Genomic DNA, 15,409 nt, shown 5'->3' on the forward strand with positions numbered 1-15,409 from the left:
TATAGCCGTTTAGAGGGAAAAAGCTAAGCCTATTCCCTCTATGCTCAATTATTCGCCTTTAGCAGCTTTGAAAGCGTCAGCCATAGCATTACCGAACGCAGCATCATCTTGCTTGTTCAGAGTAGCCATTGCTTCTTGCTCTTCAGCAACGTCTTTAGCACGTACAGATAGGTTGATTACGCGGTTCTTACGATCAACGCCTGTGAATTTAGCTTCAACAGAATCGCCAACAGAAAGAACTAGAGTTGCGTCTTCAACACGGTCTACAGATGCTTCAGAAGCGCGTAGGTAACCTTCGATGCCTTCGCCTAGCTCAACAGTTGCGCCTTTAGCGTCAACAGCAGTAACTTTACCAGTTACTAGAGCACCTTTCTTAGTATCAGCAACGAAAGAGTTGAATGGGTCTTCTTCGATTTGCTTAACACCTAGAGAGATACGCTCACGCTCAGCGTCTACTGCTAGAACTACTGCAGAGATTTCGTCGCCTTTCTTGAAGTCACGAACTGCGTCTTCACCAGAAACATTCCAAGAAATGTCAGATAGGTGAACTAGACCGTCGATGCCGCCTTCAAGACCGATGAAGATACCGAAATCAGTGATAGACTTGATCTTACCAGTAACTTTGTCGCCCTTAGCTTGCATTTCTGCAAATGACTGCCATGGGTTAGCTTTACACTGCTTAAGACCTAGAGAGATACGACGACGCTCTTCGTCGATATCAAGAACCATAACTTCAACTTCGTCGCCCACGTTAACAACTTTAGATGGGTGGATGTTTTTGTTAGTCCAATCCATTTCAGAAACGTGTACTAGACCTTCAACGCCTTCTTCGATTTCAACGAAGCAGCCGTAGTCAGTTAGGTTAGTTACGCGGCCAGTAAGCTTAGTGCTTTCTGGGTAACGCTTAGCGATTGCAACCCATGGATCTTCGCCAAGTTGCTTAAGACCTAGTGATACGCGAGTACGCTCACGGTCAAACTTAAGAACTTTAACGTTGATTTCATCGCCAACATTAACGATTTCAGAAGGGTGCTTAACACGCTTCCAAGCCATGTCAGTGATGTGTAGAAGACCGTCAACACCGCCAAGATCAACGAATGCGCCGTAGTCAGTAAGGTTCTTAACGATACCTTTAACTTCCATACCTTCTTGTAGAGAAGCAAGTAGTTCATCACGCTCAACGCTGTTCTCAGATTCGATAACTGCGCGACGAGAAACAACAACGTTGTTACGCTTCTGGTCTAGCTTGATTACTTTGAACTCAAGTTCTTTGTTTTCTAGGTGAGCAGTGTCACGAACTGGACGTACGTCTACTAGTGAACCTGGTAGGAACGCACGGATGCCGTTAAGTTCAACTGTGAAGCCGCCCTTAACTTTACCGTTGATGATACCAACAACTGTTTCAGCATCTTCGTAAGCTTTTTCAAGCTGGATCCAAGCTTCGTGGCGCTTAGCTTTCTCACGAGAAAGTTTAGTTTCACCGAAACCGTCTTCGATCGCGTCAAGAGCAACGTCTACCTGAGCACCAACTTCGATTTCTAGTTCGCCAGCAGCGTTCTTGAATTCTTCAGCAGGAATAGATGACTCAGATTTTAGACCAGCGTCAACTAGTACGTAACCGTTTTCGATAGCTACTACAGTACCTTTAACGATTGCACCTGGGCGAGTTTCAACTTGGTTTAGCGACTCTTCAAAGAGTTGAGCAAAAGATTCAGTCATTTAATTAATCTTCAATATGATAAACAACCATGGGTATCCTACCGCATGGGGTTGATAATAAAGTCAGTTATCATCCATGACACTGACGTTATTTAGCTGTTCACACAACTAAATATGGATTCGTTATTTTAGCTTAGCATCAACATATGCTAAGACTTTCTCAAGTACCTGTTCAATCGATAATTCGGTTGAATCCAGTACTAGTGCGTCATCAGCAGGACGTAAAGGCGCTACAGCACGATTGCGATCGCGGTAGTCTCGTTCCTGAATTTCGCTTAAAAGGCTGGCAAAGTTAACATCTAAGCCTTTTTTTTGCAACTGATTCATACGTCGAGTTGCGCGTTCTTCTGCACTTGCGTCAAGAAAGATTTTTACTTCTGCGCCTTGAAAAACAACGGTTCCCATATCGCGACCATCTGCCACAAGGCCTGGTTGCTCATTAAAGGCGCGTTGACGACGTAGTAATGCTTCTCGAACGCGAGGTAAAGCAGCCACTTTTGATGCTGTATTACCTACTTCTTCAGTGCGAAGCGTGCCAGAAACATCTTCACCTTCAAGAATAACCTTAACCAACTCACCTTCTGCAATAAACTGAACATCTAAGTGCGCAGCAAGAGGAACTAAAGCGTCTTCTGATTCGATATCAACACCATGATGAATAGCCGCTAATGCTAAAACACGGTAAATTGCACCAGAATCTAATAAATTCCAGCCCAGTTTTTCTGCTAATAGCATACATAGCGTCCCCTTTCCGGCGCCGCTTGGACCATCAACAGTGATGACTGGAGCATGAGTAGACATAGGTTTTCTCCGATGTAGTTTCCGTAACAGATGAAAGACAGAACCAAAGGTTTCTCTGTACCTTCAAACGGTGGCACATTATACGGAAAAAAAATCTCAATTTATAGTGTAATGTCCTAACCTTATGTTTCTTTTTACGCCAATAAAAAAGCCTGATGCAAGAAGATCAGGCTTGTAAAAATGTAATCTCAGTTATCAGAAAAATTTATTACAGTCTTAACAACTCAATCCCTTTAATTTATCAAAATAGTCAGGGAATGTTTTTGAGGTACACTTTGGATCATTAATCGTCACTGGTGTATCGCTCAATGCCACCAGCGAGAAACACATCGCCATTCTATGGTCATCATAAGTATCAATCGCCGCATGCTGTAAGATGGTTGGTGGCACGATAGTGATATAATCCTCACCCTCTTCGACTTCTGCGCCAACTTTACGAAGCTCTGTCGCCATTGCAGCTAAACGATCAGTCTCTTTTACACGCCAGTTATAAACATTACGAATCGATGTTGTACCTTTGGCAAACAATGCAGTTGTTGCAATAGTCATTGCCGCATCAGGAATATGGTTAAAATCCATATCTACTGCGCTTAATTCTCCACAACGAGCAATAACATAATCATCGCCCCACTCGATATCCGCCCCCATCGCAGCAAGCGCATCTGCAAATTGAATATCACCCTGAATACTCTTTTTACCAATACCAGTGACTTTTACTTCGCCACCTTTAATCGCAGCAGCCGCTAAGAAATATGAGGCTGAAGATGCATCGCCTTCAACAAGTAATTCACCAGGTGAAACATAGGTTTGATTACCTCGAACAACGAACTCTTGATAATTACGGTTTTCAACTTCAACACCAAACTGCGCCATAATATGTAGCGTAATATCAATGTAAGGTTTTGATACCAAATCACCCTTAATGCGTATAACAGTGTCTGCTTGTGCTAAAGGTGCAGCCATTAAGAAAGCGGTCAAAAACTGGCTTGAAATAGAGCCATCAATCTCAACCTCGCCACCTTTTAAGCCAGTACCCATAATCTTTAGTGGTGGATAGTTTTCATTTTCGAGATAAGTAATGTCCGCGCCAGCACTACGCAACGCGTCAACAAGATGACCAATAGGACGCTCTTTCATTCGCGGCTCACCCGTTAGTACAAATTCACCGCCGCCTAAACACAATGCAGCTGCAAGCGGACGCATCGCTGTACCCGCATTGCCTAAATATAATTCAAGGGGCTCATTAGGTGAAAATGCGCGGCCCAAGCCTTCAACTTCACAAACTGTTTTATCTTCAGATAATTGGTAATTCACACCTAACTGCTTTAATCCGTTAAGCATATGGCGAATATCATCACTATCTAATAAATTAGTGAGGCGTGTAGTACCTGTTGCTAACGCTGCCAATAATAGGGCGCGATTCGAAACACTCTTTGAGCCCGGTAAATTTACTTCACCATTGATCTTAGCTATCGGCTGTAACGTTATACTTTCCATTTGATTATTCATCCAATCCTAATTCTTTAACCTTTAAGAAGATTAACGAATATTGCATCAGTTAGCTAGTACCCGTTCCTTGCTCACTATAACAATCACGATATTTGATTTATTATTTGGTAAAATCAATAGGATGCAACAGCGGATTAAAGGACAGTAGTAATGACGACAACTCCTATGGTCGGGATCGGTATCATCATTGTAAATGAGCAAAACCAGATTTTGATAGGAAAACGAAAAAACAGTCACGCTCCCTACTATTCCATTCCAGGCGGTCATATGGAGGTTGGTGAAACATTTCGTCAATGCGCGATTCGTGAAGTTAAAGAAGAAACAAATTTAACGATTTATGATCCCGAGGTTATAGCTGTAACTAACAACCTAGAAACTTATGATGAATGTGGAAAGCATTATATTAGTGTTACTTTGTTAGCAACATCATTTACAGGTGAAGTCCAACTAAAAGAGCCTGATAAATGTGAGCATTGGTTATGGGTCGATCCTCATCATGTTCCATCACCACAATTTGATGCTAGCGAACAAGCTATTCGCTGCTATTTAGGAAATCGATTTTGTGTCAGTGAATAAACTAAAAGCACCCTTAGGTGCTCTTAGTTATTAAAATGGCTAATTAGTCATCTTCACGCTCAATTTCACGTGCAACTTTCTTACCGTTAATAATGACACCTTCAACCTCAACGTATTGTCCATGTAACGTCTCTAATGTTAAAAAGTCTTCAAACTCGGTATAAGCATCAACATAGAATGTTTCACCAGCCATCCTAAAATGCTCATCCCCTACTGAGGTTACATAGCCTTCACGATCAAATTCACGCCAGTTGCCTGTTTCACCGCCAAAGCCACGTTCAAATTCAATCTCTTTAGCAACACCATTAAACGCTGTAACTTCAACCAGTTCGCCTGCAGCTAAACGTGCTTTAGTTCCGTCTTCAAAGCGCGTTAGTGCATTAACAATAAAGCGCCCACGTGCATTTAATTCAAATTGGGATTTATCACTATTTACCCAAGTGACAATACCTTCAATTTCATGATCGTTATCAAAGTCATCATACGTTTCTACTTCCACTTCACTTGCATGAAACTCATCATTAATCATGTGGCCTTTAACTTCGACCCACTGACCATTCATCAATTTGGCATTATCTTCGATGATGTAAGGGGTAAAGAAAACTTTTGTAGTCGCGCCTAGTTTAAAGGTTTGCGTGTTTTGATCTAAACCGCTCAAACGACCTTCAATTTCATATTGACCCGCAACATCTTCTTGTTCGATTTTTACAACCGACAATACTTTATATCCAAGACCATCCGCAGTCGCTTGTGGCAGTGAAGACACCATAACCCAATCATGTAATTCAATGTGGCGATCTAATGCAAAAGATAACGTCACACCATTCACTACAAATGTTTTACGATCTGCACTAATTGTTGTGACTACACCCACCATTGTCGGCTCAACAGAAACAACAGCACCGCTTCTGGATAACATTGAAACTTCAACCATCATATCAGGTTTAAGGCTAGTGATAGGTAGCACTTGAGAGCCATACTTAACTTGCTCTACCTTGTAACTATGACCATTCACATTAATAGTGTTGTAATCATAGTCCACACTCTTAATAGTACCTTGTGCTGCTGTAGGCTTAATATCAACAACAGGTGGTGGAGTCGATTTACTCTCATCACTACCACCGCCGCCGCCGCAACCAGAAAGAGCAACACCAATCACTACCGCTAAGAGCAATTTTTTCATCAACTAACCTTTATAATTATGAATGTTGTTTTATTGAAAACTATATTAATATTACCTCTGTGAAATATTCGTGAAAAACATAAGGCCAAACGTGAAAATACTCATTGCTGATGATAATGACCAAATCGTTGAAACAATCTCTGACTATCTAGAGCTTGAAGGCAATATTGTTGACTGTGCTTACCACGGTGAAAGTGCGCTTAAATTAATTAAAGATAATTATTATGACGTGATTATCATGGATATCATGATGCCTAAATTGGATGGTATTTCGACCGTTGCTAAAATTCGGAATGAGCTCTTTTGTGGCGCGCCAATTCTGTTTCTAACGGCGAAAGATACACTCGACGATAAAATCGCAGCCTTTAAAGCCGGTGGCGATGATTACCTTCTAAAACCATTTGCGATGGAAGAACTATCTCTTCGAATAATGGCTCTTGCTAATCGAGGTCAGCGTAAAGATATTGGATTGCTAAGTTATGCTGATATTCAAATAAACAACCAAACAGATGAAGTACGTCGAGAAAACCACATAATAAAATTAAATCGTACTCAACTAAAAATATTAAAATTATTGGTTCAACATGCACCTAATGTTGTCACTAGACAGCAAATAATAGAAACCATTTGGGGAGAAGAATCGCCCTGTAGTGATGCATTACGAAGTCATATTTATGGTTTACGCAACGCCATTGACAAAGGTTTTTCCGAATCACGATTAGAGACAATTCATGGACAAGGCTACCGTATCAAAGCTGCATAAATATCCAAGTCTTTACCAAAAAGTTGGACTTAGCGTCAGTGTCATGGCATTCAGTATGTTCGTTCTTTTTTGGATAGTCATTTATATTGCAGAAAATCAATTAGAAGTAATTAGCCTTCATCACTGGTTAGATAAGGAATCTTCCCAGTACCAAATTGATTATAAGAAAATGGGTGAAAAAGCCCCACTTCCCAATAATAGTGAATTTAAAAGTTATTGGAGCCAAAATTCGTTACCAGATTGGCTTAAACCATACCGTAAACCCGGATTTTATGAACACCTTCGCGGTACTGAAGATAAACACTTTATTGTCTTTAAACACCCATCAGGAAAAGGCTTAATGTATGTTGTGTATCAAGATGATGCTGATGATTACTTAGATGAGTATGAAAGTAGCTTACATTACTTCACCTTTATTTTTGGCGTATTGTTATCTCTATTAATGGGCGGATATAGTTTCTATTTTATTCGTTCGTTATCGCATCCATTTGAGCAAATTAAGCAGAAGATCAGTCAAATGCAGCCAGATCAAACTGAGTTTACTATTGATACCCAATACAATGAAACACGAGCAATTGAACAAGCGTTATTAGATAGTAAACGTGCGATCTCACACTATTTTCAGCGAGAACAAGAATTCAGCCGGTTTGCATCGCATGAGTTACGTACGCCTATTATGATTATTCAGGGCTCGGCAGAGCTGCTTGATAAGGTTCCTAATCAACCCATGATTGCAAAAAAGGCGATCAACCGTTTACACCAAGCCAGTGAGGATATGAAAATTCTCACAGAAACTTTTTTGTTATTAGGAAAGCAGCATATAGAGCCGCAACATTTTGTCGTTTGTGATATAGAAGACGAATTAAGTAAGCAGCTTACGGTTATGAAACCTTTATTTGCTAAACAAGATACCAATTATCAGCTCACGCTTTCATGTAACACCCCGATCAGTGCACCACTCAGTTTCATCACCATTATTATTAATAATCTAATAAAAAATGCATTTAGTTATAGCGTTGGTGACATTATTATTAAGTTAAACAAAAATACGCTAATGATTACTAACCGTCACGATGGTAATGAGATCTATAATCAAGGCTATGGGTGTGGTTTAGTTATTGTGCAACGGATCTGTGAAAGGATGAATTGGCCTTACCATATAACCAATGACAATGTCAGCTTTACCGTTAGCGTCATATTTTTACCGCCAAATAATTAAGGAATAATTAATGGCAAAATATATCAAATCGCTAAGTTTTATCATGTTAATCGCAACCATGTTTGGATGCACAACAGGTAAACCCAACAATATTGAAGCAGTAACACCTTTTGTGCTTAATAAATACTTGGGAACGTGGCATGAAATAGCAAGAATGGATCATAGCTTTGAGCGTGATTTAGACTATGTCACTGCAACTTACAGTATGAATGAAGATGGCAGTGTAAAAGTCGTTAATCGTGGTTTTAACACTCACTTAAAAGAATGGAAAGAAGCCATTGGTAAAGCCAAATTTGTAGAAGATGATAATGTTGGCTACCTTAAAGTCTCTTTCTTTGGCCCTTTTTATGGCAGCTATATTATTTTTTATTTAGAGCCAGACTATTCAACCGCGCTGATCAGCAGTTATAACCACGATTACTTCTGGTTATTATCTCGTCACAAGCAAATAAGCCCACAGCAATTAGAACGTTATATCAACATTGCTAAAAAAGCAGGTTTCGATACAGATAAGCTGATATATCCAAAACAATAAACAAAAAGCCACATAATGCTGTGGCTTTTTGTTAAATCCGGATCTTACTGTTAGCCCAAACCTGTGCCTCATCTAATGGCATAGGTTTCGCAAAATAATAGCCTTGGCAAATATCGATACCACACTGTTCAACAAACTGTTTTTATTGTTCCGTCTCAATGCCTTCTGCAACCAGAACACAGCCCGTTACTTCACTGATCTTAGCTAACAATTGGTAAAGGTTCTTTTCTCGCTCATTTTGCGTATTCAATAACAACGATCTATCAAGTTTTACCTTATCGAAGTTAAATTTAAGTAAATGCGGGAACGACGCGTAACCCGAGCCAAAGTCATCGATAGCAACAGTGATCCCTAATGCTTGCAGTGCATCTATATTTTTAGAAATCTGCTTATCTTCAGTGATAATAGCTTCTTCTGTGATCTCAACTTCTAAATTTTCTGGGTCAATATTATAAAAGCGTAAGCGCTCCATGATCAGATGAATAATTGCAGGATCAGCAATACTCTCAGCTGAAATATTCACCGATACTTTACAGCCATTAGCTAGAGGCATACTTTGCATATCATTTAAAACGAGATCGATAACCATCTGATCCAATTGTTTAATTGCACCAAGCTGATAAAAATCATTAATAAAGATTGGCGGATTTAGTTTACCCGTTTTATCTTTATAACGAACTAGCGCCTCAAAAGATAATTTCGTCGCATTAGTTACGTTTACCTGTGGCTGATAATGCATCAAAAACTCACCGTTATTAAGCATATGATTAACCCGACGGCTTATATCATGCTTACTCACATAACTACCCATCATTTGGTTTATATCACCTAAGAAGGTTTTAAATGTTGAGCTTTCTAATTCTGACTGTCGGCTCATCGTCATGTTATTTTGACGACTTCGCCCAACATAATTCAAATAAAACGGACGATAAATCATCACGCCAAGTGTTATCACCACAAACTGTAGAACAACGCCACCAATACTATTTTGGGTCGCAATATAGCCACTTAACAATGGCGGTGTCATCCAGTCAACAATCGTACCAACATGATTTACCAAGCCTAATGATATCGCGCTATAAACCACAACAAAACTAGCTAACGGTACACACACAAAAGGCACAATTAATATTGGATTAAATATAATAGGCAAACCAAACAGTAATAACTCATTAATATTAAAGATCACTAATGGTATCGCAGATATTGCTAACGTGATGTGGCGACGATCTTTTGAAAACAATAAAATACATAGCAAAAGGCTGATCGTGTTTCCAGAGCCCCCCATTGATAAAAATGCATCATAAAAACCTTGCCCTAAGACATTTAACGGTGCATCTCCAGCTTGCCATGCTGCAATGTTTAATTGTGTGTTTTCAAAAAGTTGCTGCTTTGCGCGAAATAAAAAGTTATGCCCATTAATACCAACAGCACCCAATAACCCCAAGATAAATTGGTATGCAAGACCGCCTAAAAAAGTTAATGGATTTAACGTTATAAATTGGCTCGCACCTGTACTAAAAGCGAGGAAACTTTCCATTAACTTTGCGAGTGCAAGTGTCATCAATAGAAAAGCAAAAAAGTGAGCCACTTGTATATAAAGTGTTTTCACAAAATCTAAACGAGACGGATCAAGTGGAAATAAACGAAACGACACGCAACAGATTGCTGAAATAATAGCCGTCAGTAACGCAATCAGAGGATTATTAGGTAATCCTGTATTTGCCGCAACAAGATCATTAGGCACCGAAATCGCAATGTACATAAGCAATGAATACGGCACAACAACCATAGCATTGACACCATGTTTCGTTGAAATGTAATAGCTTGTGATAATACACAACGTAATAGGATAAATACCTATTAGTAAATCTGAGAAATAGAAAAACGTACTCGCAGCTTGTGTTAATCCTGCAATATTTAAGGAGTGACCAACAAATATGGTTATTGCGTTACAAATCGTTAATGGCAATAACAATAAAAAGACAATCGATATATCTTTAATATAGTTGTTGTAATATGACTTAATTGACGCCATTTTCCACATAACGATAAAAGCTATTCTAGGGGGGATAATCGCGCGATTATATATATGAAATGCTTTTCATCAATAATAAAACTGTTAAGAATAGTAACAGAAATTAGCGTCTCTATTTATATCATTACACTACTATTTTTAAACATTATCAAAATAAAAAAAGCCATAATATCGACTACTATGGCTTTAATTTTATTTGATTTTACGCGTATTCTTTTTCAAATTTAGCCATAAAATCAACTAATGCTTGAACACCTTCTAATGGCATCGCATTGTAGATTGATGCACGCATCCCCCCCACTGCACGATGTCCTTTCAATGCTTTTAAGCCAGCCAAATCTGCTTGCTCTAAAAATAAGTTATCCAACTCAGGATTTTGTAATTGAAACGGCACATTCATAATTGAACGATTATCACTGTGTACTTCGTTAATATAAAAGTCAGAGTGATCAACAAAGTCATACAGTAATTTAGCTTTAGCGAGATTACGCTCTTCCATCGCTTCTACCCCACCAACAGCTTTTAGCCATTTAAAGACTTCAGCAGCTAAGTACCATGCAAATGTTGGGGGTGTATTAAACATTGACTCTTTTTCTACCAAAACCGTGTAATCAAGAATACTTGGTAGAATAGATTTAGCTTTACCAAGCAAATCATCACGTACAATAACAATCGTTAAGCCAGCAGGGCCAATGTTCTTTTGCGCACCGGCGTAAATTACACCGTATTTTGATACATCAATCTTACGTGATAAAATTGTTGATGACATATCAGCCACAATGGGTTTATCCGTCTGAGGTAAATCACGGATTTCAATGCCATCAATCGTTTCATTTGGACAAAAATGCACAAATGCCGCATCGTCAGAGAGTGGCCATTGTGAAGCTGGTAATACTGCCTTTTTTCCGTCTTTTTTACAGGTAATATCAATCGCATTTGGCTGGCAATATTTCTTTGCTTCTTCAATCGCACTGTGCGCCCAGAAGCCACCATCCATATAATCAGCAGTTTCTGCATCACCCAATAAATTTAACGGTACAGCGGCAAACTGTCCACGTGCACCACCATGGCAGAACAGCACATGGTAGTTAGCAGGAATATTCAAAAGATCGCGTAAATCTTGTTCTGATTGTGCAGCAACAGCAAGAAATTCTTTACTACGGTGGCTGACTTCCATCACAGAAGTACCTAAACCATTCCAGTTAATCAATTCTTGTTGAGCTTTAGCGAGAACATCTGCGGGGATCATTGCGGGTCCTGCGCAAAAGTTATAAACCTTATCCATAATTTTGACTTTGCTCCTGCTTGGGGAAATAAAATAAATGCCTATTGCTTCATAAAGCTAATAACACCAAACACATAACGTTTTTAGCATTATAAAACAACATAAGAGAAAACATTGCCACGACAGCAAATGTCAATCCTTTGTTTTTACACCTTTATTAAGCAACTTAAAAGTTTTTATTATAAATTGCTAGCTTGATGAATAAACAAAGTACAAAAAGCCTACCAACAAAAAAATGATGCGCAGATGAATATTTGGAATAATTGAATTTTCCTGAAATATTTCGAATACGACAACGTAGATTTATTCAAAAACTCACGTATTGAGCGTTTTAATAACTATATTGATACATTCTTAATAAAAGCAAAATACGAGATAAAAAAATGGCGATTACTCTAGGAGTAATCGCCATCTCATCAACAAGTTAAGATAACTTATTCTTGTTCAGTTGAATCATCAGAGCTGGTATCAGTTGCTGGCAGCTGCTGTGCATTTTCTACAGCTTCGCCTTCAACTAATTCCGCATCTTCAATTAATTCTTCTTCTGGTTCATCAATACGTTGAAGGCCAACAACTTTCTCGCCTTCAGAAGTACGAATAAGCGTTACACCTTGGGTGTTACGACCAACACGACTTACTTCAGAAACACGAGTACGAACAAGCGTACCAGCGTTAGTGATCATCATGAATTCATCGCCGTCTTCTGCTTGAATAGCACCAACAACGCTACCATTACGCTCAGAGACTTTAATCGATACAACACCTTGCGTTGCACGGCTCTTCGCTGGGTATTCAGCCAGTTCTGTACGCTTACCGTAACCGTTTTCAGTTACTGTTAGTACATCACCATCGTTATGAGGAACGATAAGTGAAATCACTTTATCGCCTTCAGCTAACTTAATACCACGAACACCTGCGGCAGTACGGCCCATACCTCGAACACCGCCTTTCGCGTTGCCTTCAGCATCAATCACAGGACTTTCGTAGAAGCGAACAACTTTACCAAATGCAGAGAACAGCATGATGTCGCAATCACCGTCAGTAACATCAACACCGATCAATGAATCACCTTCACGTAGATTAACGGCAATAATACCGGCACTACGAGGACGACTAAAGTCAGTTAATGGTGTCTTCTTCACTGTACCATCAGCGGTTGCCATGAAGACAAACTTGTCCTCTGTGTATTCACGTACAGGAAGAATCGCGGTAATACGCTCATTTTCTTCAAGAGGTAGAATGTTCACAATTGGCTTACCGCGTGCAGTACGGCTTGCTAATGGTAATTGATATACCTTCAGCCAGTACATACGGCCACGACTAGAGAAACATAAAATCGTATCGTGGGTATTAGCAACTAACAGACGCTCAATGAAGTCTTCTTCCTTCATACGCGTTGCAGCTTTACCTTTACCACCACGACGCTGTGCTTCATAGTCGCTTAAAACTTGATACTTAACGTAACCTTCATGAGATAGCGTTACAACAACATCTTCTTGAGTGATTAAATCTTCTAAATCGATGTCGTGGCTAGCAGCAGTGATCTCAGTACGACGTTCATCGTTAAACTGCTCTTTAACTAGCTCTAGCTCTTCACGGATCACTTCCATCAAGCGCTCAGAGCTTGACAGGATGTACATTAGTTCCGCGATTTCATCAAGCAGTGCTTTGTACTCTTCTAAAATCTTCTCGTGCTCAAGCCCTGTTAGCTTGTGTAGACGAAGATCAAGAATCGCTTGTGCTTGCTGTTCAGTTAAGTAGTACTGATTATCACGAATACCGAATTGCTCTTCCAGCCACTCAGGACGTGCAGCATCTGTACCAGCACGCTCAAGCATTGCTGCTACATTACCAAGATCCCAGCCACGTGCAATTAAACCAGCTTTCGCTTCTGCAGGTGTTGGTGCACGGCGGATAAGCTCAATAATTTCATCAATGTTAGCCAAAGCAAGAGCAAGACCTTCAAGGATGTGTGCACGATCACGCGCTTTACGCAATTCGTAAATAGTACGACGTGTTACCACCTCACGGCGGTGATTCACGAAGCACTTCAGCATTTCTTTTAAGTTAAAGATTTTTGGCTGACCGTTATCCAGTGCAACCATGTTGATGCCGAATGTGGTTTGTAGCTGAGTTTGTGCATAAAGGTTGTTAAGTACAACTTCACCCACAGCATCACGCTTACATTCAATAACAATACGCATACCATCTTTATCAGATTCGTCACGTAGTGCACTAATGCCTTCAACTTTCTTATCTTTAACAAGCTCTGCAATCTTTTCGATTAAGCGAGCCTTGTTAACTTGGTACGGAATTTCGTGAACAACAATGGTTTCTTTACCATTCTTCTCAACTTCAATCTCCGCTTTGGCACGCATGTAAACTTTACCGCGGCCAGTATGATAAGCGTCAATAATTCCTTTACGACCGCTGATCATTGCAGCTGTCGGGAAATCTGGGCCTGGAATGTATTCCATTAGCTGATCAATGGTGATGTCTTCATCATTGATATAAGCTAAACAGCCATTGATCACTTCACCTAGATTATGCGGCGGAATATTTGTTGCCATACCGACAGCAATACCAGAAGAGCCATTCACCAATAGGTTAGGGATCTTTGTTGGTAATACTGCAGGGATTTGCTCTGTACCATCGTAGTTTGGTACATAATCCACAGTTTCTTTATCTAGATCAGCAAGTAGTTCATGTGCGATTTTAGACATACGAACTTCGGTATAACGCATCGCAGCGGCTGAATCGCCGTCGATTGAACCAAAGTTACCCTGACCATCTACGAGCATGTAACGCAACGAGAATGGTTGGGCCATACGTACAATTGTATCGTACACAGCACTATCACCATGTGGGTGATATTTACCGATAACATCACCTACCACACGGGCAGATTTTTTATATGCTTTATTCCAGTCATTGCCTAGTACATTCATCGCGAATAAAACGCGGCGGTGTACTGGCTTAAGGCCATCACGCACATCAGGAAGAGCACGACCAACGATTACTGACATCGCATAGTCGAGGTAAGAGCTTTTCAGCTCATCTTCAATATTTATGGGCGTGATCTCTTTTGCAAGATCGCTCATGGAGCCAATATCCCTCAGGTAATTTCTGTCGTATTTTTATACGTGCAAGGCGTAAGAATATAGCATATTACAGCCCTAATAGGCACACCTTTCACGACTTATGTTGTGAGTAATTTAGCGGAAATGAAATAAAACAGAAATAAACGATGTCACAATTGTGAATTGAATATATGCACCTGTTTATAAATTACACACTATTGGAAGAACAACTCAAATCATAATGTAACTATTTTAACTTACCGAATATGTAACGATTTGTAAAAACTAGAGTGATAACTTAATTTTTTACTGTATGCGTTGCAATTGATTAATGAATCATAAGATTGAGAGTTGTCGCAACTTTTACGCCCCCAATACCCATTAAAATAGTGCGGTTACTAAACCAATATACACAATATACAATAGATAGGCAGATTTTAGGTCAAAAATCTTATTATACGCCTACTTAATGGATGTATGAGGATACGCTGATGGGTACAGCAATAAATATAATTGGGCTATCAATAGTCATTGGAAAATACATATTAATGGCAATACTCGCGACACTCACTTTTCTTGGTGGCTCTGTGAGCCCAGAGCTTATTCCTGCCACCTTAACCTCCTTTAATGATTAGTTTTGCTATCAATACATAATCAAATAGCCAAACACATCTCGTTTGGCTATTTCTTTTCTGAATCAA

11 protein-coding genes and 1 pseudogene are annotated in these 15,409 nt (G+C 39.7%); 4 read left to right on the forward strand and 8 right to left on the reverse strand.

All coding sequences use genetic code 11. From position 1 onward, the window contains the following. Positions 1-48: 48 nt before the first annotated feature. The 3 genes from rpsA to aroA form a co-directional block, all read right to left on the reverse strand. Positions 49-1,719, reverse strand: coding sequence for a 30S ribosomal protein S1 (gene rpsA, locus C9J40_RS01385; RefSeq protein ID WP_005370867.1), 1,671 nt, complete (start codon positions 1,717-1,719; stop codon positions 49-51). A gap of 123 nt (positions 1,720-1,842) precedes the next feature. Further along, positions 1,843-2,520 carry a (d)CMP kinase gene (cmk, locus tag C9J40_RS01390; RefSeq protein ID WP_107205700.1) on the reverse strand — a complete coding sequence of 226 codons (678 nt, stop codon included), beginning with the start codon at positions 2,518-2,520 and terminating at the stop codon, positions 1,843-1,845. Positions 2,521-2,736: 216 nt separating this feature from the next. Further along, on the reverse strand, positions 2,737-4,017 hold the full coding sequence (gene aroA, locus C9J40_RS01395; RefSeq protein ID WP_107205927.1) for a 3-phosphoshikimate 1-carboxyvinyltransferase: 1,281 nt from the start codon (positions 4,015-4,017) through the stop codon (positions 2,737-2,739). Between the two features lie 162 nt (positions 4,018-4,179). Between aroA and C9J40_RS01400 the strand changes: the two genes are divergently transcribed. After that, on the forward strand, positions 4,180-4,605 hold the full coding sequence (locus C9J40_RS01400; protein WP_107205699.1) for an NUDIX hydrolase: 426 nt from the start codon (positions 4,180-4,182) through the stop codon (positions 4,603-4,605). A 43-nt stretch (positions 4,606-4,648) separates the two neighbouring features. Here the strand turns inward: C9J40_RS01400 and C9J40_RS01405 are convergent, their stop codons facing one another. Beyond that, positions 4,649-5,788: a DUF5666 domain-containing protein gene (locus tag C9J40_RS01405; RefSeq protein WP_107245476.1), complete on the reverse strand. Its 1,140-nt coding sequence runs from the start codon at positions 5,786-5,788 to the stop codon at positions 4,649-4,651. A gap of 91 nt (positions 5,789-5,879) precedes the next feature. Here C9J40_RS01405 and C9J40_RS01410 point away from each other — a divergent pair, with 91 nt between their 5' ends. Genes C9J40_RS01410 through C9J40_RS01420 form a run of 3 tightly spaced genes read left to right on the forward strand, consistent with a single transcriptional unit; the run spans position 5,880 to position 8,305 of the window. After that, positions 5,880-6,551, forward strand: a complete 672-nt coding sequence (locus C9J40_RS01410; protein WP_107245478.1) for a response regulator transcription factor — start codon at positions 5,880-5,882, stop codon at positions 6,549-6,551. Beyond that, positions 6,520-7,770, forward strand: a complete 1,251-nt coding sequence (locus C9J40_RS01415) for a HAMP domain-containing sensor histidine kinase (protein WP_107245480.1) — start codon at positions 6,520-6,522, stop codon at positions 7,768-7,770. Before C9J40_RS01410 ends, C9J40_RS01415 begins: the two co-directional genes overlap by 32 nt. A gap of 10 nt (positions 7,771-7,780) precedes the next feature. After that, entirely contained in the window at positions 7,781-8,305 is a 525-nt protein-coding gene (locus tag C9J40_RS01420; protein WP_107205695.1) for a lipocalin family protein, read from the forward strand. A gap of 31 nt (positions 8,306-8,336) precedes the next feature. Here the strand turns inward: C9J40_RS01420 and C9J40_RS01425 are convergent. The 4 genes and pseudogenes from C9J40_RS01425 to C9J40_RS21965 all read right to left on the reverse strand — a co-directional run bounded on the left by C9J40_RS01425 (position 8,337) and on the right by C9J40_RS21965 (position 15,321). Then, positions 8,337-10,352 (reverse strand): annotated as a pseudogene (locus C9J40_RS01425) (EAL domain-containing protein). A 193-nt stretch (positions 10,353-10,545) separates the two neighbouring features. Continuing rightward, a complete protein-coding gene (serC, locus tag C9J40_RS01430) occupies positions 10,546-11,628 on the reverse strand; it encodes a 3-phosphoserine/phosphohydroxythreonine transaminase (RefSeq protein WP_107245481.1) in 1,083 nt (360 codons plus the stop codon). Positions 11,629-12,062: 434 nt separating this feature from the next. Then, complete coding sequence (gyrA, locus tag C9J40_RS01435; protein ID WP_107205693.1) at positions 12,063-14,729, reverse strand: DNA topoisomerase (ATP-hydrolyzing) subunit A; 2,667 nt, start codon at positions 14,727-14,729, stop codon at positions 12,063-12,065. A 445-nt stretch (positions 14,730-15,174) separates the two neighbouring features. After that, positions 15,175-15,321 carry a hypothetical protein gene (locus tag C9J40_RS21965; protein WP_158259261.1) on the reverse strand — a complete coding sequence of 49 codons (147 nt, stop codon included), beginning with the start codon at positions 15,319-15,321 and terminating at the stop codon, positions 15,175-15,177. Positions 15,322-15,409: the final 88 nt, after the last annotated feature.

Source organism: Photobacterium sp. GB-72 (assembly GCF_003026095.1).
In the GTDB taxonomy this organism is placed as follows: domain Bacteria; phylum Pseudomonadota; class Gammaproteobacteria; order Enterobacterales; family Vibrionaceae; genus Photobacterium.